This window comes from Halomonas sp. B23F22_10, assembly GCF_043496975.1.
Classification (GTDB): Bacteria; Pseudomonadota; Gammaproteobacteria; order Pseudomonadales; family Halomonadaceae; genus Halomonas; species Halomonas smyrnensis.
Window position 1 is genome coordinate 81,944 of record NZ_JBIEKF010000004.1, and the last position, 19,534, is coordinate 101,477.

Sequence of the window (19,534 nt, forward strand, 5' to 3'; positions counted from 1 at the left end):
CATCGCCCCGCATCCGCGGGGCGATGTCGTTTCAAGAGTCGCCGTTCTAGCCGCATGATGAGCTGATCCGGTCACAAGCCTGCGCGAGGGCGCTGTAAACCCGTCCTTGGGCGCACCTTTTGCCCTGCAGCGGTCTCGCATCCTGCTTCGCTTGCAGGACCGGTGCTGGCCATCCATGGCCAGCCCGTTCGTCGAGAATCGCCTCACCCATGGCAAAAACCCCTCGCTCCGCCTTGTCACCGGCGCTCATCAGCCGTCGAGCTATCACTGCCCCGAATCGGGCCAGTCGATGGTGGCCTCGGCGCCGTCGGGCAGCACCTGCAGGAAGCGGTCCGGGTCGTCGCCGGGCTGCCAGCCGCCCAGCGAGCAGCGCACCTCGCAGCCGAGTCGCGCGGCGGCGGCGCGGGCGAGGTCGCCGTCGGTGGGCCAGGGCGATTCGGCGCTGTCCAGCCACAGGCTGGCGAAGCCGTCGGCGGCCTTCTCGACCAGCAGCACCGGGATCTCGGCCCCGTCGTGGCGGCCCTGGGTGCGCCAGCGGTGCTTGCCGGCCGGCTTCAGCGGCGCGGCGTCGAGGGTCTCGCCGAGCCAGGCGTTCAGGGCGTCGGGCTCGACGCGGGCCAGATAGATCTCGATGTCGGGATAGCGTTCCATGGTGTCCTCAGGGGCGTGACGTGCCGTCGACGAACAGCCGGGTCATGATCGCTTCATAGACCCGGCTGAGGTCGTCCAGGTCGGCGGCGCGGACCCGTTCGTTGACCTTGTGGATGGTGTCGTTGCGCGGGCCGAGCTCGACCACCTGGCTGCCCAGGGTGGCGATGAAGCGGCCGTCGGAGGTGCCGCCGGCGGTGGACAGCTCGGGGCGATGGCCCATCACGTCCTCGACGCCGCCGACCGCGGCCTCCACCAGCGCGCCTTCCGAGGTCAGGAAGGGCTCGCCGTTGAGCGTCCAGTCGATGTGGAAGTCCAGGCCGTGGGCCTCGAGGATCGCCTCTGTGCGCTGGCGCAGCGTCTCGTGGGTCAGGGCGGTGGAGTAGCGGAAGTTGAACACCACCTCCACCTCGCCCGGAATCACGTTGGTGGCGCCGGTGCCGGAGCGGATGTTGGAGACCTGGAAGCTGGTCGCCGGGAAGAAGGCGTTGCCGCCGTCCCAGTGCTCGCGCACCAGGGCGTCCAGCGCCGGGGCGACCTCGTGGATCGGGTTGCGCGCCATGTGCGGGTAGGCCACGTGGCCCTGCACGCCCCTGACGTGCAGCACGCCGCCCAGCGAGCCGCGCCGGCCGTTCTTGATCACGTCGCCGAGCCGGTCGGTGGAGGAGGGCTCGCCGACGATGCAGTAGTCGAGGCGGTCGTGGGACTCGCGCAGGTGCTCGACCACGGCGCGGGTGCCGTCTACCGCCGGACCTTCCTCGTCGGAGGTGATCAAGAAGGCCAGGCGCCCCGGGTGATCGGGGTGGGCGGTCACGAAGCGCTCCACGGCGGTGACCATGGCGGCCAGGCTGCCCTTCATGTCGGCGGCGCCACGGCCGCACAGCATGCCGTCGTCATCGATGCAGGGCGCGAAGGGCGGGTGCTCCCAGTTGACCTCGGGGCCGCTCGGCACCACGTCGGTGTGGCCGGCGAAGGCCAGCACCGGGCCGTGATGGCCGCGCACCGCCCAGAAGTTCTCGACGTCGCCGAACGGCAGGTGCTCGATGGCGAAGCCCAGGCGTTCCAGGCGTTCGATCATCATGTCCTGGCAGCCCAGGTCGTCGGGGGTCACGGAGGGGCGGCGCATCAGCGCCATGGCGAGCTCGAGGGTCGGGGAGAGCGTGGGGTCGGAGCTGGTCGAGGTCATGCGGGATTCCGGCGGGCCGCACCCCGGCGCCGTGAGGCGCCGGGGCAGGGCTCAGTTGTGGGCGTGCAGGGCTTCGTTGAGTGCGATGGCACTCTTGTTGGTCAGGCACTCGATGCGGCCGTTCTGGGAGTTGCGGCGCAGCAGCAGGTCGTCCTGGCCGGCCAGCTCGCGGGCGGCCACGACCTCGGCTTCCTGGCCCTGGTCATCGAGCACGGCGACCTTGGCGCCGGCGGTGATGTAGAGGCCGGCTTCGACGGTGCAGCGGTCGCCCAGCGGGATGCCGATGCCGGCGTTGGCGCCGATCAGGCAGCCTTCGCCGACCTTGATGATGATGTTGCCGCCGCCGGACAGGGTGCCCATGGTGGAGCAGCCGCCGCCCAGGTCGGAGCCCTTGCCGACCATCACACCGGCGGAGATGCGGCCCTCGATCATGCCCGGGCCTTCGGCGCCGGCGTTGAAGTTGACGAAGCCCTCGTGCATCACGGTGGAGCCCTCGCCGAGGTAGGCGCCCAGGCGCACGCGGGCGGTGTCGCCGATGCGCACGCCGGTCGGCACCACGTAGTCGGTCATCTTGGGGAACTTGTCGACGCAGTCCACCGACAGGGTGCGGCCTTCCAGGCGCGCCTTGAGACGGCGGGCCGGCAGCTCCTCGATGTCGATCGGGCCTTCGCTGGACCAGGCGATGTTGCGCAGCAAGCCGAACATGCCGGTCAGGTCGGTGCCGTGGGGCTTGACCAGGCGGTGCGACAGCAGGTGCAGCTTGAGGTAGACCTCCGGGGCGCTCTGCGGCGGCAGGTCCTCGGCGATGAAGGTCGCCACCAGCGGGCGCCGGCTGGCGGCCATGACCTCGGCGAGCTCGGCCTGGTCGGCGTGGCCGGCGGCCTTCAGGGCCTCGGCGAGCGCGGTGCACTGCTCGGGCAGAAAGCTGACGGCGGCGTTGCCGGCGGGGGCGTCGAGCACCTTGGCGGCGGCCTCGACCAGGGCGGCGTCCGGGTTCAGCAGCGGCGCCGGGTAGTAGATCTCCAGCCAGTCGCCCTGGGTGTTCTGGGTGCCGATTCCGAGTGCAAAGCTGAGCATGTGGGGTCCTCTCGATGGGGGGCAGGTCGGCCGCTTGGCCGCCTAGAGATTGTCGTAGTCGCCGTCGCGGAAGCCGACGAGGATGTCGTCGCCGGTGTCGAGCAGCGGGCGCTTGATCAGGGTGGGGTTGGCCATCATCAGCCGGCGGGCCTTGTCGCCGTCGATGTCGGCCTTGTCCTCGTCGGGCAGCTGGCGCCAGGTGGTGCTGCGCTTGTTGAGCAGGGTCAGCACCGGCACCCGCTCGAGGATGTCCTCGAGCAGCGGGGCGGACAGGCCGTCCTCGCGCAGGTCGTGGAACTGAAAGGGTTGCCCCTGGCCTTCCAGGGCCTTGCGCGCCTTGCGGCAGGTGTCGCAGTTCTTGATCCCGAACAGCGTCATCATGGCGGTTTCTCCTGATCAGGCGTGTCGTTCGACGTGGCGACGCAGGCGGCGGGCGGCCTCGACGGTGGCGTCGAGCTCGTCCACCAGCGCCAGCCGGATGCGGCCGGCGCCGGGGTTCACGCCGTTGGCGCCGGGGCGGCCCATGTAGCTGCCCGGCAGCACGCTGACGTGCTGCTCGGCGAACAGCGAGCGGGTGAAGGCCTCGTCGTCGCCGCCGGGCACCGCCGGCCACAGGTAGAAGCTGGCCTCGGGCGCGGGGAAATCCATCACCGGGGCGAGGATCTCGGTCACCGCGGCGAACTTCTCGCGATAGGCGTCGCGGTTGGCACGCACGTGGGCCTCGTCGTTCCAGGCGGCGATCGAGGCGTGTTGCAGCGGCAGCGACATGGCGCAGCCGTGATAGGTGCGGTAGCGGCGGAAGGCCGCCAGCAGCGCGGCGTCGCCGGCCACGAAGCCCGAGCGCAGCCCCGGCAGGTTGGAGCGCTTGGACAGCGAATGGAACACCAGGCAGCGCCGGTAGTCGTGGCGGCCGAGCTCGGCGCAGGCCGTCAACAGGCCCGGGGGTGGGGCGGCCTCGTCCAGGTAGAGCTCCGAATAGCACTCGTCGGCGGCGACGATGAAGTCGTGCTCGTCGGCCAGGGCGATCAGTTTCTTGAGCTCGTCGAGCGGTGTCACCGCGCCGGTGGGGTTGCCCGGCGAGCAGGTGAAGACGATCTGCACGTCGCGCCAGGCCTCGGCCGGCACGGCGTCGAGATCGGGGCGAAAGCCGTGCTCGGCGCGGCAGTCGAGGTAGAGCGGTGTGCCGCCGGCCAGCAGGGTGGCGCCCTCGTAGATCTGGTAGAAGGGGTTGGGCACCGCGACTCGCGCCGGGCGGCTGCGGTCCAGGGCCGCCTGGACGAAGGCGAAGATCGCTTCGCGGGTGCCGTTGACCGGCAGCACCTGAGTGCCGGCGTCGAGGCCCTCGAGGGCGAAGCGTTGCCGTGCCCAGTCGGCGATGGCGCCGCGCAGCTCGGGCATGCCGGGGGTGGCCGGATAGCGGGCCATGTCGCCGATGTGCGCGGTCAGCGCTTCAAGAGCGCCGGCATAGGGGGCGTGGCGCGGCTCGCCGATGGTCAGCGGGAGGTGCGTCAGGTCCTCCGGCGTCTTCACGTCGGCCTTGAGAGCGGCGAGCTTCTCGAAGGGGTAGGGCTGCAGGGCGTCGAGATCGGGGTTCATGGCGCGTCCAGTGGGGCCGTTATCGGCGTCGTTATGATGCTGGTGGTTCGATCGAGCGCTGGGCAAGACGCCGATTATAGGGAACCCCCGGTGGGGCCTCAAACGCGAGACACTGCGCAGGCTGACCCGGTGCCCGCGCCGCTCAGCCGCGGATGTCGAGCGTCTCGATCAGCCGCTCGCGCAGGCGCTGCTGGCGCTCGGGGTCGGTGATCGGGTCGCCGGCCCGGTCGGTGATGAAGAACACGTCCTCGACCCGCTCGCCCAGGGTGGCGATCTTGGCCGCCGAGAGGGCGATGTCCTGCTCCATGAAGATGCGCCCGACCCGGGCCAGCAGGCCGGGACGGTCCGGGGCGGTGAGCTCCAGCAGGGTGCGGCCGCCGGTCGGGTCCTGCTCGATGATGACCTGGGTCGGCACCCGGAAGTGCTTGAGCTGGCGCGGGGTGTGACGGCTGACGATCTGCGGGTAGTCGTCCGGGTCGTCGAGCTCTTCCACCAGGTGGCGACGGATCTCCTCCAGTCGCGCCGGTTCGCGGATCGCCAGGTTGTCGTCGTCGAGCACGATGAAGGTGTTGAGCGTCCAGTCGTTGCTCGAGGTGGCGATGCGGGCGTCGTGGATCGACAGCCCGAGCTGCTCCATGGCCGCCGAGGTGGCGGCGAAGAGGTTGTCCACCGAGCGGGTATGGATGAACACCTTGGTGCCGCCCTCGGCCATGTCGGCGGTGGGGGCGCTGATCATCACCAGCGGCAGCTCGCTGCCCTGGTGGTCGAGGATGCCCTGGGTCTGCCAGGCAATCTCGCTGGGGGCGTACTGCAGGAAGTAGTCCTCGCCCAGCGACTCCCACAGCCGGTCGACCCGGTCCATGTCGGCGCCCACCGTGGCCAGCAGCGAGTGCGCCTCGTCGCGGGTCTCGCGCACCGAGTCGTCGCGCTCCATCGGGTTCTCGAGCCCGCGGCGCAGCGCGCGCTTGGTCTCGGCGTGGAGCTGGCGCAGCAGCGAGGCACGCCAGCCGTTCCACAGCGTGGGGTTGGTGGCGGTGATGTCGGCCACGGTCAACACGTAGAGATAGTCGAGGCGGGTCTCGTCGCCGACCTCGCGGGCGAACTCGCTGATCACTTCCGGGTCGCTGATGTCGCGCTTCTGGGCGACCATCGACATCAGCAGATGATGCTCCACCAGCCAGGCCACCAGCCGGGTGTCGCGGACGGAGAGGCCGTGCAGGGCGGCGAACGCCTCCACGTCGCGGGCGCCGATCATCGAGTGGTCGCCGCCGCGGCCCTTGCCGATGTCGTGGAACAGTCCGGCGATCCACAGAAGCTCCAGCTTGGGCAGCTGCTGGATCAGCACCGCGGCCACCGGGTAGGTCTCGCGGGCCTCGGCCTTGCGGAAGTTGTGGAAGGACTTGAGCAGGCGCAGGGTGTGGGCGTCCACGGTGTAGATGTGGAACAGGTCGTGCTGCATCAGCCCCACGGCCTGGCCGAACACCGGCAGGTACTTGCCGAGCACGCCGTAGCGGTTCATGCGCCTGAGCTGGCGGGCGACGTTGCCGCTGGAGCGCAGCAGGGCCATGAACAGCCGCTGGTGGCGCGGGTCCTCGCGGTAGCGGTCGTCGATCAGGTGGCGATGATCGCGGATCAGGCGGATGGTGTCGGCGCGCACGCCCTCGATCTCGGGGTGCTCGGCCATCAGCAGGAACAGTTCGAGCAGCGCCGAGGGCGCCTCGCGGAACACCGTCCGCGAGCGGGCCTGGATGTAGCCGCCGGTGATCTCGAAACGGGCGTTGAGCGGCACCGTCTCGAGTTCTTCGCCGTCGCGCAGGATGGCCTCGTCGAAGTGCTGCAGCAGCATGTCGTTGAGCCCGGCGAGCGCCGTCACATGCCGGTAGTAGCGCTTCATGAACTGCTCGACGGCGAGGCGCTCCGGGGTGTCCTGATAGCCGAACAGCTCGGCGATGGTGGCCTGGTGGTCGAACAGCAGGCGGTCCTCGGCGCGCCCGGTGAGCATGTGCAGGGCATAGCGGACCTGCCACAGGAAGGCCTGGCCCTGGCTGAGGATGCGCAGCTCGGCGTCGTTCATGAAGCCGATGTCGACGATGTCCTCGTAGCGCTCGGTGGCGAAGTGTCGCTTGGCGACCCAGCCGATCATCTGGATGTCGCGCAGCCCGCCGGGCGAGCTCTTGATGTTGGGCTCGAGGTGATACTCGGAGTTGTTGAAGCGGTAGTGGCGGGCGATCTGCTCCTGCCACTTGGCCTCGAAGAAGCGGTCCGCCGGCCATAGTCGGTCGGTGGCGATGCGCGCCTGCATGGCCTCGCGCAGCCGCTCGGGACCGGCCAGGGTGCGCGACTCGAGCAGGTTGGTGATCACCGTGACGTCGGCGGCGGCCTCGCGCTCGCAGTCGGAGAGCGAGCGCACGCTGTGGCCGATCTCCAGGCCGATGTCCCACAGGAAGGTGATGAAGGCGGTCAGCGGTTCGCGGAACGGCTCGTCGTCATCGTGCTCGAGCAGCAGCAGCAGGTCGATGTCGGAGCGGGGATGCAGCTCGCCCCGGCCGTAGCCGCCCACGGCGAGCAGGGCGATGCCGTCGGGCCAGTCATGCTGCTGCCAGGCGAGCGCCAGCAGGCGGTCGAGGCACCAGGCACGGCCGTGCACCAGGTCGCGGATGTCGGCACCGGCGTGGAAGCGTTCGTCGAGGCGCGCCTGGATCGTGGCCAGGGCCGCCTTGAACGGCGCGATCGGCGATCGGCTGCCGGTCAGCTCGGCGCGGAAGTCCTCGACGTCGAACAGGCTCTCGTCGGGCGTGAAGGCGTAGTGGTGCAGCAGCATGGCGGCCGGCTCAGTGGGCGAGGAAGGAGAGGTCTTCGTCGCTGCGCGCGGTCAGCACCTCCACGCCGCTGGCGGTGACCAGCAGGGTGTGTTCCCACTGGGCGGTGAGGCCCTTGTCCTTGGTGACCGCGGTCCAGCCGTCGCGCAGCACCTTGGTGCGGTGGTCGCCCACGTTGATCATCGGTTCGATGGTGAAGCACATGCCTTCCTCGAGGGCGATGTCCGCCTCCGACGCGTAGCCGTCGTAGTGCAGCACCTGCGGGTCCTCGTGGAAGCCGGCGCCGATGCCGTGACCGCAGAAGTCGCGCACCACCGAGTAGCCGCTGGCCTCGGCGTGCTGCTGGATGGCGCGGGCCAGCTCCGAAAGGTGCACGCCGGGACGCACCAGGGCGATGCTCCTGTAGAGGCATTCCTGGGTGACGCGGCACAGGCGGCTGCCCTGGATGCTCTCGCCGACGATGAACATCACGCTGGAGTCGCCGTGATAGCCGTCCGGGGTCTTCACCGTGATGTCCAGATTCATGATGTCGCCCTTCTTCAGCTTCTTGCCGTCGTCGGGGATGCCATGGCAGACCACGTGATTGATCGAGGTGCACACGGACTTGGGGAAGCCGTGATAGTTGAGCGGGGCGGGTGTGGAGCCGAGCTCGTCGACGATGTAGTCGTGGCAGCGCCGATCGATCTCGCCGGTGCTGACGCCGGCCTGGACGTAAGGGGCGATCATCTCGAGCACGCTGGCGGCCTGGCGGCCCGCTTCACGCATCTTCTCGATCTCGTCGGGCGTTTTGATGGGTACGTTCATGGAATCTCGGAATCGGAGGTGGTGTCGCCGGGCTCGAGGGCGCGGGAGGCGTCGGGCGACTTCATCTTGGGAGTGATCCATGGTATAAAGCTGCGCGCTTTCCTGCAATCGCGGAGCCTTACCGAGTCCTCGGCACCTCGGCGAACCACAGGGGAGTACGTCAATCAACGCAATGCCTTGAAAACACACATGCACCGGCACATGGTCCCGGGTGCTGTCGTGGCCATCCTCGATGACGCGGCGGTCGGATCCATGGGGTGCGTGGAGGCCTAACCCGATTTTTCAGGAGTCATCCATGGCACACGTCAATATGCGTGACCTGCTCAAAGCAGGCGCTCACTTCGGTCACCAGACCAAGTACTGGAACCCGAAGATGAGCAAGTTCATCTTCGGCGCTCGCAACAAGATTCACATCATCAACCTCGAGCACACCCTGCCGGCCCTCAACGAGGCGATCGACGTGGTCGAGAAGATGGCAGCGGCCAACAACAAGATCATGTTCGTCGGCACCAAGCGCAGCGCGAGCAAGATCATCAAGGAAGAGGCCAACCGCGTCGGTCAGCCGTTCGTCAACCACCGCTGGCTCGGCGGCATGCTGACCAACTACAAGACCATTCGCGTTTCCATCAAGCGTCTGCGCGAACTCGAGGCCATGCACGAGGATGGCACCTTCGAGAAGCTGACCAAGAAAGAAGTGCTGATGGCGACCCGCGAGCAGGACAAGCTCGAGCGGTCCGTGGGCGGTATCAAGGAAATGGGCGGCCTGCCCGATGCCCTGTTCGTGATCGACGTCGATCACGAGCGCATCGCCATCAACGAAGCGAACAAGCTGGGCATTCCGGTTATCGGCGTGGTGGATACCAACTCCAACCCCGATGGCGTCGACTACGTGATCCCGGGCAACGATGACTCCATCCGCGCCATCCAGATCTACGTCAAGGCCATCGCCGACGCTTGCGGTCGTGCGAAGGAAGGTCGTCCGGACGAGTTCGTCGAGGTGACCGAAGCCGAAGAGAGCCAGAGCGACGCCGCCGAGTGATCGTCGGCCCGCCTGGGTCGGCCCGACTGCCGTCACTTCGGTGACGGCTCGCCGAGCAGGCGCAAGGGGGCTCAGGCCCCCTTTTCTCTCTTCTTCCCCGCTATTATTTCAGGTCGAACCATTCAGAGGACACTACCATGGCAGCTATCAGCGCCTCTCAGGTCAAGGAACTTCGCGAGCGCACCGGGCTCGGCATGATGGAGTGCAAGAAGGCCCTCACCGAGGCCGGCGGTGACATCGACACCGCGATCGAGAACCTGCGCAAGAACTCCGGTCTCAAGGCCGCCAAGAAGGCCGGCCGTACCGCCGCCGAAGGCGCCGTCGTCACCCGCGTTGCCGAAGACGGCAGCTACGGCGTGATGGTCGAGATCAACTCCGAGACCGACTTCGTCGCCCGCGACGACAACTTCACCGCCTTCGCCGACCGTGTGGCCGATGCCTTCTTCGCCGCCAAGAGCGAAGACGTCGCCGCCATCATGGAAGGCGAGCTGGAAGAAGCCCGCGAGCAGCTGGTGCAGAAGATCGGCGAGAACATCGGCGTGCGCCGCAGCGTCGTCGTCGATGCACCGGAAGGCGGTCTGGTGGGCGCCTACGTCCACGGCGGCCGCATCGGCGTGCTGACCACCCTCAAGGGTGGCTCCGCCGAGGCCGCCAAGGACGTGTCCATGCACGTGGCCGCCATCAACCCGGCCGTCGCGCTGCCGGAAAACATGCCGCAGGACAAGCTGGACGCCGAGAAGGCGATCATCCTGGCCCAGCCGGACATGGCCGGCAAGCCGGAGCAGATCGCCGAAAAGATGGTCCAGGGCCGCCTGAAGAAGTACCTGGCCGAGAACAGCCTGACCGAGCAGGCCTTCGTCAAGGACCCGAACCAGACCGTGGCCGAGTACGTCAAGGCCGCCGGTGGCGAGGTCATTGGCTTCACCCGCTTCGAAGTGGGCGAGGGCATCGAGAAGGAAGAGGTCGACTTCGCCAAGGAAGTCATGGAACAGGCGCAGCGCAGCTAAGGCGCCAGCCGGTTCCAGCATGAAGATGGCGTGCGCGAGAGCGCACGCCTTCGCGTATCCGGCCGGTGCATCCGGCCATCCAGATTCCTCGAGTTTCCGGGAGACATGCCATGAGCAGTGCCGAGCCACTTTCCACCAAGACCGACAAGCCTCGCGCCGAGGTCTCTAAGTACAAGCGCATCCTGCTCAAGCTGTCCGGGGAGGCCCTGACCGGCGACGCCGAATTCGGCATCGACCCCAAGGTGCTCGACCGCATGGCGCTGGAGATCGGCCAGCTGGTCGGCATCGGCGTTCAGGTCGGCATCGTGGTCGGCGGCGGCAACCTGTTCCGCGGCGCCGCACTGCACGAGGCGGGCATGGAAAGGGTCACCGGCGACCACATGGGCATGCTGGCCACGGTGATGAACGCCCTGGCGATGCGTGACGCCCTGGAGCGCTCCAACATCCGTTCGCGGGTGATGTCGGCGATTCCCATGAGCGGCGTGGTCGAGCACTACGACCGCCGCACGGCGATCCGCTACCTGACCTCCGGCGACGTGGTGATGTTCTCCGCGGGAACCGGCAACCCCTTCTTCACCACCGACTCCGCGGCCTGCCTGCGCGGCATCGAGATCGACGCCGACGTGGTGGTCAAGGCCACCAAGGTGGACGGGGTGTACGACAAGGACCCGGTCAAGTATCCCGATGCGGTCAAGTATGAGCAGCTGTCCTACGATGACGCCATCGACCAGAAGCTCGGGGTCATGGATTTGACCGCCATCTGCCTGGTGCGGGACCATGACATGCCGGTACGCGTGTTCAACATGAACAAGCCGGGGGCGCTGCTGAACCTGGTGGTAGGCGGCCGGGAAGGCACGCTGATTGACAGAGGGTGAGAACGTGATTGACGAGATCCAGAAGGACGCAGAAAGTCGCATGAAGAAGAGCCTCGACTCTCTTCATCACAACTTCAACAAGATCCGCACCGGCCGGGCGCATCCCAGCATCCTGGAGGCGGTGACCGTCGATTACTACGGCGGCCAGGTGCCGATCAATCAGGTGGCCTCGGTCAACATCGAGGACGCCCGGACCCTGACCGTGGTGCCCTGGGAGCAGCAGATGGTGCCGAAGGTCGAGAAGGCCATCATGACCGCCGAGCTGGGCCTCAACCCGGCGAGCGCCGGCAACGTGATCCGCGTGCCGATGCCGATGCTCACCGAGGAGACTCGCAAGGGCTACATCAAGCAGGCGCGTCAGGAAGCGGAGAACGCCCGGGTGGCGGTGCGCAACGTGCGCCGCGACGCCAACGGCGACATCAAGGCGCTGCTGAAGGACAAGGACATCACCGAGGACGAGGCGCGTCAGGGTGAGGATGCCATCCAGAAGCTGACCGACAAGGTCGTCGCCGAGATCGACAAGACCCTGGAAACCAAGGAACACGACCTGATGCAGGTCTGACGGACGGGCCGACGGCACCCCAGGGTGCCGTCGTTCATGGAATGCCCCGTCCCACCCGCCATGCGAGACATCATGACGTCACCCCAGTCTCCCCAGCCCCGAGCCGACGGGGACCGCCTGCCGCATCACGTCGCCATCATCATGGATGGCAACAACCGCTGGGCCAAGGCCCGCGGCATGTCCGGCGTGCGCGGCCATCATGCCGGCGTCGAGGCCGTGCGTGCGGTGATCCGCCGGGCCGCCGAGCGCGGCATCGAGACCCTGACGCTGTTCGCCTTCTCCAGCGAGAACTGGAAGCGGCCCGCCGTCGAGGTCAACGCCCTGATGGAGCTGTTCCTGATCGCGCTCAAGCGTGAGGTCAAGAAGCTGCATCAGCACGACATCCGCCTCTCGGTGATCGGCGATCGCAGCGGTTTCTCGTCCTCCATCCAGAAGCACATCGAGCAGGCCGAGGCGCTGACCGGCGACAACCGTGGGCTGCATCTGGTGATCGCCGCCAACTACGGTGGCCAGTGGGACATCGCCCAGGCGGCCCGGCGGCTGGGGGAGCGGGTGGCCGCGGGCGAGCTGGCCCCCGAGGCGATCGACGAGGCGGCGATCGGGGCCGAGCTGAGTCTCACCGCCCCGGTGGACCTGTGCATCCGCACCAGCGACGAGAAGCGCATCTCCAACTTCCTGCTCTGGCAGCTGGCCTACGCCGAGCTCTATTTCTCTCCGCTGCTGTGGCCTGACTTCGACGGCGACGCCTTCGACGCGGCCCTGGCCGACTTCGCCGGGCGCAAGCGCCGCTTCGGCATGACCGACGACCAGGTCGAGGCTCAGCAAGGTGCTTAAACAACGCATTCTCACCGCCGCCTGGCTGGCGCCGCTGGCGCTGGTCGGGCTGTTCGGGCTCGACGGCGTCGCCTTCGCGCTGTTCACCGCGGCCATCGTGCTGCTCGGGGCCTGGGAATGGGCCAATCTGGCCGGCCTCGAGGCCGGCGCCCGCCGGCTGAAGCCGGTGCTGGGGCTCGCCGTCCTGATGGCGCTGCTGGGCCTGACCGGCCAGCACCAGGCGAGCTGGGTGCTGTGGCTCGGCGCCCTGGGCTGGCTGCTCAACCTGCGCTGGGTGGTCGGCTATCCGTCGCGCCTCGAGCAGTGGGGCTCCACCGGCAGGCGCCTGGCCATGGGGCTGTGGGTGCTGCTGCCGGCCTGGGTCGGCTTCAACGCGCTGCGCGAGGCCGGCGGCGTGTGGCTGCTGTTCGTGCTGCTGCTGGTGTGGGGCGCCGATGTCGGCGCCTACTTCGTCGGCAAGTCGCTCGGCAAGCGCAAGCTGGCGCCCCGCGTGAGCCCCGGCAAGACCCGCGAGGGCGTGATCGGCGGGCTGGTGGTGACCGAGCTGCTGGCGCTGGTGTTCGCCGACTGGCAGGCCCTGTCGTTCGGCGCGACCCTGGCGCTGCTGGCGGCGACCGCCGTGGTCACCCTGGCCTCGGTGGTCGGCGACCTGCTCGAGAGCATGCTCAAGCGTCACCGCGGCATCAAGGACTCCAGCCAGCTGCTCCCCGGTCACGGCGGGGTGCTGGATCGCATCGACAGCCTGTGCGCCGCGGTGCCGCTGTTCGCGCTGCTGCAGGTCGGAGGGTTCGGCGCATGAGCCAGCCCCAGGCCGTCACCGTTCTCGGCGCCACCGGTTCGATCGGCGCCAGCACCCTGGACGTGCTGGCGCGGCATCCCGAACGCTATCGCGTCCATGCCCTGACCGCCCACCGTTCCCGCGAGGCGCTGCTCGCGCAGTGCCGGACCCATGCCCCGGCGCTGGCCGTGCTCGACCGCGAGGAAGACGCCGCCTGGCTGCGCGAGCGGCTGTGCGAGGCGGGGCTCGCCACCGAGGTGCGCTGCGGCCCCGAGGCGCTGGTCGAGGTCAGCGAGGCGTCGGAGGTCGAGGTGGTCATGGCGGCCATCGTCGGCGCCGCCGGGCTGCTGCCGACCCTCGCCGCGGTGCGCGCCGGCAAGCGGGTGCTGCTGGCCAACAAGGAAGCGCTGGTGATGTCCGGGTCGCTGTTCATGGACGCCGTGGACCGTCACGGCGCGACCCTGCTGCCGATCGATTCCGAACATAACGCCATCTATCAGTGTCTACCCCTCGAGCATCGCGGCGGGCTCGCGCGCCACGGCGTCACCCAGCTGCTGCTGACCGCCTCCGGCGGCCCCTTCCGCGGCTGGTCGGCCGAGGCGCTGGCCGGGGTCACCCCCGAGCAGGCCTGCGCCCATCCCAACTGGTCGATGGGGCGCAAGATCTCGGTGGACAGCGCCACCCTGATGAACAAGGGCCTCGAGCTGATCGAGGCCTGCTGGCTGTTCGATGCCCGGCCGTCGCAGATTCAGGTGGTGGTGCACCCGCAGAGCGTGATCCACTCGATGGCCGCCTATGCCGATGGCTCGGTGCTGGCCCAGCTGGGCAACCCGGACATGCGTACCCCGATCGCCTACGGGCTGTCGTGGCCGGAGCGCATCGATGCCGGCGTGGAGGCGCTCGATCTGTTCCAGATCGCGCGGCTCGACTTCGAGCCCGCCGACGAGGCCGCCTTCCCCTGCCTGCGGCTGGCCCGCGAGGCCATGGCGGACGGCGGCACGGCGCCGGCGGTGCTCAACGCCGCCAACGAGGTGGCCGTGGCGGCCTTCCTCGACGGCCGGCTGGGCTTCGCCGGGATCGGCGAGCTGGTGGCGCGGGTGCGCGAGGCCTGCCCCCTCGAGCCCGCCGATGCGCTGGAAGGGATTCTCGCCGCCGATGCCCGGGCGCGCCGTGAGGCCGAGGCCTGGCTGGGGCGCCGCTAGCGCCTTCTTTCGTCAACTTTACCGGAGATAGCCATGGGTCTGATCCAGAACGTGCTGGCCGTGATCGTGGTGCTTGGCCTGCTGATCACCTTCCATGAGTTCGGCCACTTCTGGGTCGCCCGGCGCTGTGGCGTCAAGGTGCTGCGCTTCTCCGTGGGCTTCGGCAAGCCGCTGTGGTCGCGGGTCGACCGCCACGGCACCGAATTCGCCGTGGCGGCCATCCCACTGGGCGGCTACGTCAAGATGCTCGACGAGCGCGAGGCGCCGGTCCCCGACGACGAGCGTCACCTGGCCTTCAACCACAAGGGCGTGTGGCAGCGCATCGCCATCGTCGCCGCCGGCCCGGTGGCCAACTTCCTGCTGGCGCTGGTCGCCTACTGGCTGCTGTTCGTGGCCGGTACCACCACCGTGGTGCCGGTGATCGGCGAGGTCGCGCCCGACTCGCCGGCCGCCCGCGGCGGCCTGGTCGCCGGCCAGGAGATCACCGCGGTGCGAGGCGAGGCGGTCAACTCCTGGGAAGACATCAATCTCGAGCTGGTCGCGGCCATCGGCGCCAGCGGCGAGCTGACGGTCAAGGCCCGCGACGAGGGCGACAGTCGGGCCAGCGAGCATCGCCTGCCGGTGCAGGACTGGCTGGTGCGCCAGGACCCGCCGCGGCCGCTGCAGACCCTCGGCGTGACCCCCTGGCGGCCGACCCTTCCCGCGGTGCTCGGCCAGGTGGTCGAGGGCGAACCGGCCGCCGAGGCCGGCCTCGCGGCCGGCGACGAGATCCTGGCCATCGACGGCGAGCCCGTGGCCGAATGGAGCGACTTCGTCCAGCGCGTCCGCGGCCGCCCCGGCGACACCCTGTCGCTGAGCGTGGACCGCGACGGCGAGCGGCGTTCGCTGTCGCTGACGCCGCGACCCCGGACCCTCGATGATGGCTCCACCGTCGGCCACGTGGGCGCCGGCGTCGCGTCGGTCTCGTGGCCGGAAGAGTATCGCCGCGAGATCCGCTATGGGCCGCTGGCCGCCGTGGGGCAGGCGGTGTCGCGTACCGGCGAGATGACCGTGCTGACGCTGGACTCGATCCGCAAGATGCTGGTCGGGCTGATCTCGCCGTCCAACCTCTCCGGGCCCATCACCATCGCCCGCATCGCCGGTGATTCCGCCCGTTCGGGGCTGGAGAGCTTCATCAGTTTCCTGGCCTACCTGTCGATCAGCCTCGGCGTGCTCAACCTGCTGCCGATCCCGGTGCTCGATGGTGGCCACCTGCTGTATTACCTGGTGGAGGCGGCCCGGGGGCGGCCGGTGTCCGAGCGGACCCAGGCGATCGGCCTGCGCGTCGGCCTGACGCTGGTCGGGACCCTGATGCTGATGGCGCTGTATTTCGACCTGATGCGGCTCTGGTAGCCGGCCCCTGGCTTGTCAGTTACCCGTGCAAATGTATAAGGTGCCTGTCTGGACAGGTAGGCAGATCAACGCGAGCGAATCGACTGCATGAAGATCAAGACCATCGGACTGGCGGCGCTGCTGCTCGCCGGTGCCGGCAGCGGCACGGCACAGGCGGAAACCTTCGACGTAAAGGACATACGAGTGGAGGGGCTGCAGCGCGTATCGGCGGCCTCCGTCTTCAATGCCTTTCCTGTCAATGCCCCGGACACCGTCGACGACCGAGAGCTGGCCGAGGCGGCCCGACAGCTGTTCGCCACCGGCCTGTTCGAGGACATCCAGCTGGCCCGCGACGGCGACGTGCTGATCATCGAGGTGGAAGAGCGCCCGACCATCACCAGCCTCAACATCGAGGGCAACAGCCAGATTCCCGAGCAGGATCTGCGTGACGGCCTGCGCGAGGCCGGCCTCGACGAGGGACAGGTGCTGCAGCTCTCCACCCTGGAAGAGATCCAGCGCGAGCTGTCCGGGGTCTATCAGGCCCAGGGCCGCTACAGCGCCAGCATCGACACCGAGGTCCAGGAGCTGGGCCAGGGCCGCGTTCAGGTCAACATCGACATCGATGAAGGGGCGGTGGCCAAGATCCGCCAGATCAACATCGTCGGCAACCGGGACATCGACGACGAGACCCTGCGCGACGTGCTCGAGCTCGAGGACAAGCCGGGCTGGTTCTTCGGCTGGTTCTCCAGCGACGAATATTCGCGCCAGGCGCTGTCCGGCGACCTGGAGCGACTGCGCTCCTATTACCTCGATCGCGGCTACGTCAACTTCGCCATCGAGTCGACCCAGGTCTCCATCGGCCCCGACAAGTCGAAGATCTTCATCACCATCAACGTCAGCGAGGGCGAGCGCTACCGCCTCGGCGACATCGACTTCGCCGGCGACCTGCGCATTGCCGAGCGCGAGGCCCGGGAGCTGCTCGAGGTGCAGAGCGGCGAGGTCTTCTCGCGCAGCGACGTGACCGCCTCTTCCGAGGCGCTGCGCTCGCGGCTCGGTGCCGAAGGCTTCGCCTTCGCCAACGTCGACGGCATCCCCGAGACGCGCAGCGACGGCACCGTCGACCTGACCTTCCGCATTCAGCCGGGCAACCGCGCCTACGTGCGCCGCATCGAGTTCGTCGGCAACACCACCACCCAGGACGAGGTGCTGCGCCGCGAGATGATCCAGATGGAGGGCGCGCCGGCCTCCACCGAGTCGATCAGCCAGTCCCGCGAGCGCCTGGAGCGGCTGGGCTTCTTCAAGCAGGTCGAGGTGCAGACCGAGCCGGTGGCCGGCTCCGACGACCAGCTCGACGTGACCTACAACGTCGAGGAGCAGCCGTCCGGCTCGATCTCCGCCAGCATCGGCTTCTCCCAGAGCGCCGGCGTGATCTACGGCGCCTCGCTGTCCCAGAACAACTTCCTGGGCACCGGCAACCGGGTCAACATCGGCGCCCAGCGCAGTGACACCTACACCAACCTGAACTTCGGCTTTACCGATCCCTACTGGACCCTCGACGGCATCTCCCGCGGCTACAACCTGTTCTACCGCGAGACCGACTACGAGGACTCCGACATCTCGACCTACTCGACGGATGCCTACGGCGGCGGCATCAACTTCGGCTATCCGATCAACGAGCTGACCCGGCTCAACTTCGGGGCCGACGTCGAGGACCTGACCATCGAGACCTACGACGACACGGCCTCGGAAATCCAGCGCTACGTCGACGAGGAGGGCGACAACGCCCAGGCCTTCAAGCTGACCGCCAGCTGGACCCGCAACGACCTGAACCGAGGCATCATGCCCACCGCCGGCAACTACCAGCGCCTGTCGCTGGAGACCGCGGTGCCCGGCAGCGATTCCGAGTACTACAAGCTGCGCGCCCGCGCCCGGCAGTTCTTCCCGATGAACGAGGAACAGACCTGGTCGTTCAAGCTGCGCGGCGAGGTGGGCTATGCCGACAGCATCGGTGACGGCCCCTATCCGTTCTACGAGAACTTCTACACCGGCGGCCTGGGCTCGGTGCGCGGCTTCACCAGCAACACCCTGGGGCCGAACACCACGCCTCCGGTGGACAGCAGCGACGACGAGGACCGCACCCTGGGCGGCAACGTGCTGATCGAGGGCGGCGCCGAGCTGATCTTCCCGATGCCCTTCGTCGAGGACAAGCGCTCGGTGCAGCCCTCGGTGTTCGTGGACGCCGGCAACACCTTCCTCACCGACTGCTACGAGGTGCGCGACGAGGAGGCCGGCCAGTCGAACTGCAGCTCCGGCGTCGACCTGGGCGAGCTGCGCTACAGCGTGGGCCTCGGCGTCTCCTGGCTGACCCCGGTGGGCCCGCTGACCTTCAGCATCGCCGAGCCGCTCAACGACAAGAGCGACGACGATACCCAGTTCTTCCAGTTCTCGCTGGGTCAGACCTTCTAGACCGGCCGCCGGCGGGCCGCCTCGTCCGGAACGGGAGAGGCGGCCCATGCCACGGCTCCGGGGCCTCGACTCGCGTCATCGACGCCGTCGGGGCCCATCGATATCGAACCGGCGCGGCGGCCGTCGCCAGCGCAGAGTGTTTTCCCAACCGACATCGGGTTCCCATGACACAAGACTCTCCTTCCCTGACGCTGGCCGAGATCGCCACGCAGCTGGGGGCCGGCCTCCAGGGTGACGGCGAGCGCCGCGTGCGTGGCCTGGCCACGCTGCGCGATGCCGGGCCCGATCAGATCGCCTTCCTGGCCAACCGCGCCTACCTCAAGGACCTGCCCGAGACCCGCGCCGCGGCGGTGCTGCTGCACCCTAGCCATGCCGGGGAATCCCCCGTGCCCTGCCTGACCCTCGACAATCCTTATCTGGGCTATGCCCAGCTGTCGCGGCTGTTCGACCCGCTGGCCGGCCGCGAGGCATCGGGCGTGCATCCCGCGGCGACGGTCGCCGAGGATGCCCGGCTGGGCGAGGGCGTGGTGATCGGCCCCCAGGCGGTGATCGAGGCCGGCGTCGAGCTCGGCGACGGCGTGGTGATCGGGCCCGGCTGCGTGGTCGGCGCCGACACCCGGATCGGCGCCGAGTCGCGGCTGCATGCCAACGTGACCGTCTACCATGGAGTCAGCATCGGCGCGCGGGTGATCCTGCACAGCGGCTGCGTGATCGGCGGCGACGGCTTCGGCTTCGCCCATGACGGGGCCGGCTGGCACAAGATCGCCCAGCTCGGCGGGGTGGTGCTGGGCGATGACGTCGAGGTCGGCAGCTGCTCGAGCATCGACCGCGGCGCCCTGGGCGACACCGTGATCGGCGAGGATGTGAAGATCGACAGCCAGGTGCAGATCGCCCACAACGTGCAGGTCGGCGCCCACAGCGCGCTGGCCGGCTGCGTCGGCATCGCCGGCTCGACCCGGGTCGGGCGGCACTGCATGCTGGGCGGCGGCGTGGGGCTTTCCGGCCACCTGACGGTGTGCGATGGCGTCCAGGTCACCGGCATGAGCCTGGTCACCAACTCGATTCACGAGCCGGGGGTCTACTCTTCCGGGACCGGTGCCATGGAGAATGCCCAGTGGCGTCGCAGTGCGGTGCGTTTCAAGCAGCTCGATGACATCGCCCGCCGGCTGAATCGCCTGGAAAAAGCCGGGCGCGATGCTTGAGGCCGCCCCCTCGGGCGGTATAATCCCGCCCGTCCGTCGCCACGCGCGCGGCGACGGTCGCGCCCGCG

Annotated in this window: 17 protein-coding genes; 10 read left to right on the forward strand and 7 right to left on the reverse strand. The window is 68.6% G+C overall.

Annotated elements, in window-relative coordinates:
- Nucleotides 1–264: 264 nt before the first annotated feature.
- The 7 genes from ACGTNF_RS10190 to map form a co-directional block, all read right to left on the reverse strand.
- Nucleotides 265–651 (reverse strand): hypothetical protein, encoded by a 387-nt coding sequence (locus ACGTNF_RS10190; protein WP_394601607.1) that lies wholly within the window; start codon nt 649–651, stop codon nt 265–267.
- Nucleotides 652–658: 7 nt separating this feature from the next.
- A complete protein-coding gene (gene dapE, locus ACGTNF_RS10195; protein ID WP_394601608.1) occupies nt 659–1,834 on the reverse strand; it encodes a succinyl-diaminopimelate desuccinylase in 1,176 nt (391 codons plus the stop codon).
- 51 nt (nt 1,835–1,885) lie between these two features.
- On the reverse strand, nt 1,886–2,911 hold the full coding sequence (gene dapD, locus ACGTNF_RS10200; RefSeq protein WP_394601609.1) for a 2,3,4,5-tetrahydropyridine-2,6-dicarboxylate N-succinyltransferase: 1,026 nt from the start codon (nt 2,909–2,911) through the stop codon (nt 1,886–1,888).
- 42 nt (nt 2,912–2,953) lie between these two features.
- Nucleotides 2,954–3,292: an arsenate reductase gene (locus tag ACGTNF_RS10205; protein WP_016853444.1), complete on the reverse strand. Its 339-nt coding sequence runs from the start codon at nt 3,290–3,292 to the stop codon at nt 2,954–2,956.
- Nucleotides 3,293–3,307: 15 nt separating this feature from the next.
- Nucleotides 3,308–4,507, reverse strand: coding sequence for a succinyldiaminopimelate transaminase (dapC, locus tag ACGTNF_RS10210; RefSeq protein WP_394601611.1), 1,200 nt, complete (start codon nt 4,505–4,507; stop codon nt 3,308–3,310).
- A 142-nt stretch (nt 4,508–4,649) separates the two neighbouring features.
- Nucleotides 4,650–7,328, reverse strand: coding sequence for a [protein-PII] uridylyltransferase (locus tag ACGTNF_RS10215; RefSeq protein ID WP_394601612.1), 2,679 nt, complete (start codon nt 7,326–7,328; stop codon nt 4,650–4,652).
- A gap of 10 nt (nt 7,329–7,338) precedes the next feature.
- Nucleotides 7,339–8,130, reverse strand: coding sequence for a type I methionyl aminopeptidase (map, locus tag ACGTNF_RS10220; RefSeq protein WP_394601614.1), 792 nt, complete (start codon nt 8,128–8,130; stop codon nt 7,339–7,341).
- A gap of 295 nt (nt 8,131–8,425) precedes the next feature.
- On the opposite strand from map, the gene rpsB reads away from it, so the two are divergent.
- The 10 genes from rpsB (at nt 8,426) to lpxD (ending at nt 19,466) form a co-directional block, all read left to right on the forward strand.
- Nucleotides 8,426–9,169, forward strand: a complete 744-nt coding sequence (rpsB, locus tag ACGTNF_RS10225; RefSeq protein ID WP_394601615.1) for a 30S ribosomal protein S2 — start codon at nt 8,426–8,428, stop codon at nt 9,167–9,169.
- Nucleotides 9,170–9,306: 137 nt separating this feature from the next.
- On the forward strand, nt 9,307–10,176 hold the full coding sequence (tsf, locus tag ACGTNF_RS10230; protein ID WP_394601616.1) for a translation elongation factor Ts: 870 nt from the start codon (nt 9,307–9,309) through the stop codon (nt 10,174–10,176).
- A gap of 110 nt (nt 10,177–10,286) precedes the next feature.
- Nucleotides 10,287–11,051: a UMP kinase gene (gene pyrH, locus ACGTNF_RS10235; RefSeq protein WP_016853451.1), complete on the forward strand. Its 765-nt coding sequence runs from the start codon at nt 10,287–10,289 to the stop codon at nt 11,049–11,051.
- A 4-nt stretch (nt 11,052–11,055) separates the two neighbouring features.
- On the forward strand, nt 11,056–11,613 hold the full coding sequence (frr, locus tag ACGTNF_RS10240; RefSeq protein WP_026068241.1) for a ribosome recycling factor: 558 nt from the start codon (nt 11,056–11,058) through the stop codon (nt 11,611–11,613).
- Between the two features lie 72 nt (nt 11,614–11,685).
- Entirely contained in the window at nt 11,686–12,447 is a 762-nt protein-coding gene (gene uppS, locus ACGTNF_RS10245; protein WP_394601617.1) for a polyprenyl diphosphate synthase, read from the forward strand.
- Nucleotides 12,440–13,246: a phosphatidate cytidylyltransferase gene (locus ACGTNF_RS10250; protein WP_394601618.1), complete on the forward strand. Its 807-nt coding sequence runs from the start codon at nt 12,440–12,442 to the stop codon at nt 13,244–13,246. The genes uppS and ACGTNF_RS10250 overlap by 8 nt, the downstream gene beginning before the upstream one ends.
- Nucleotides 13,243–14,427: a 1-deoxy-D-xylulose-5-phosphate reductoisomerase gene (gene ispC, locus ACGTNF_RS10255; protein WP_394601619.1), complete on the forward strand. Its 1,185-nt coding sequence runs from the start codon at nt 13,243–13,245 to the stop codon at nt 14,425–14,427. The genes ACGTNF_RS10250 and ispC overlap by 4 nt, the downstream gene beginning before the upstream one ends.
- A gap of 33 nt (nt 14,428–14,460) precedes the next feature.
- Entirely contained in the window at nt 14,461–15,819 is a 1,359-nt protein-coding gene (gene rseP / locus ACGTNF_RS10260) for a sigma E protease regulator RseP (protein WP_394601621.1), read from the forward strand.
- Between the two features lie 87 nt (nt 15,820–15,906).
- Nucleotides 15,907–18,264: an outer membrane protein assembly factor BamA gene (gene bamA / locus ACGTNF_RS10265; protein ID WP_394601622.1), complete on the forward strand. Its 2,358-nt coding sequence runs from the start codon at nt 15,907–15,909 to the stop codon at nt 18,262–18,264.
- Nucleotides 18,265–18,428: 164 nt separating this feature from the next.
- The gene (gene lpxD / locus ACGTNF_RS10270; RefSeq protein ID WP_394601623.1) at nt 18,429–19,466 is read left to right on the forward strand and encodes a UDP-3-O-(3-hydroxymyristoyl)glucosamine N-acyltransferase; all 1,038 of its coding nucleotides are present in this window, start codon (nt 18,429–18,431) and stop codon (nt 19,464–19,466) included.
- Nucleotides 19,467–19,534: the final 68 nt, after the last annotated feature.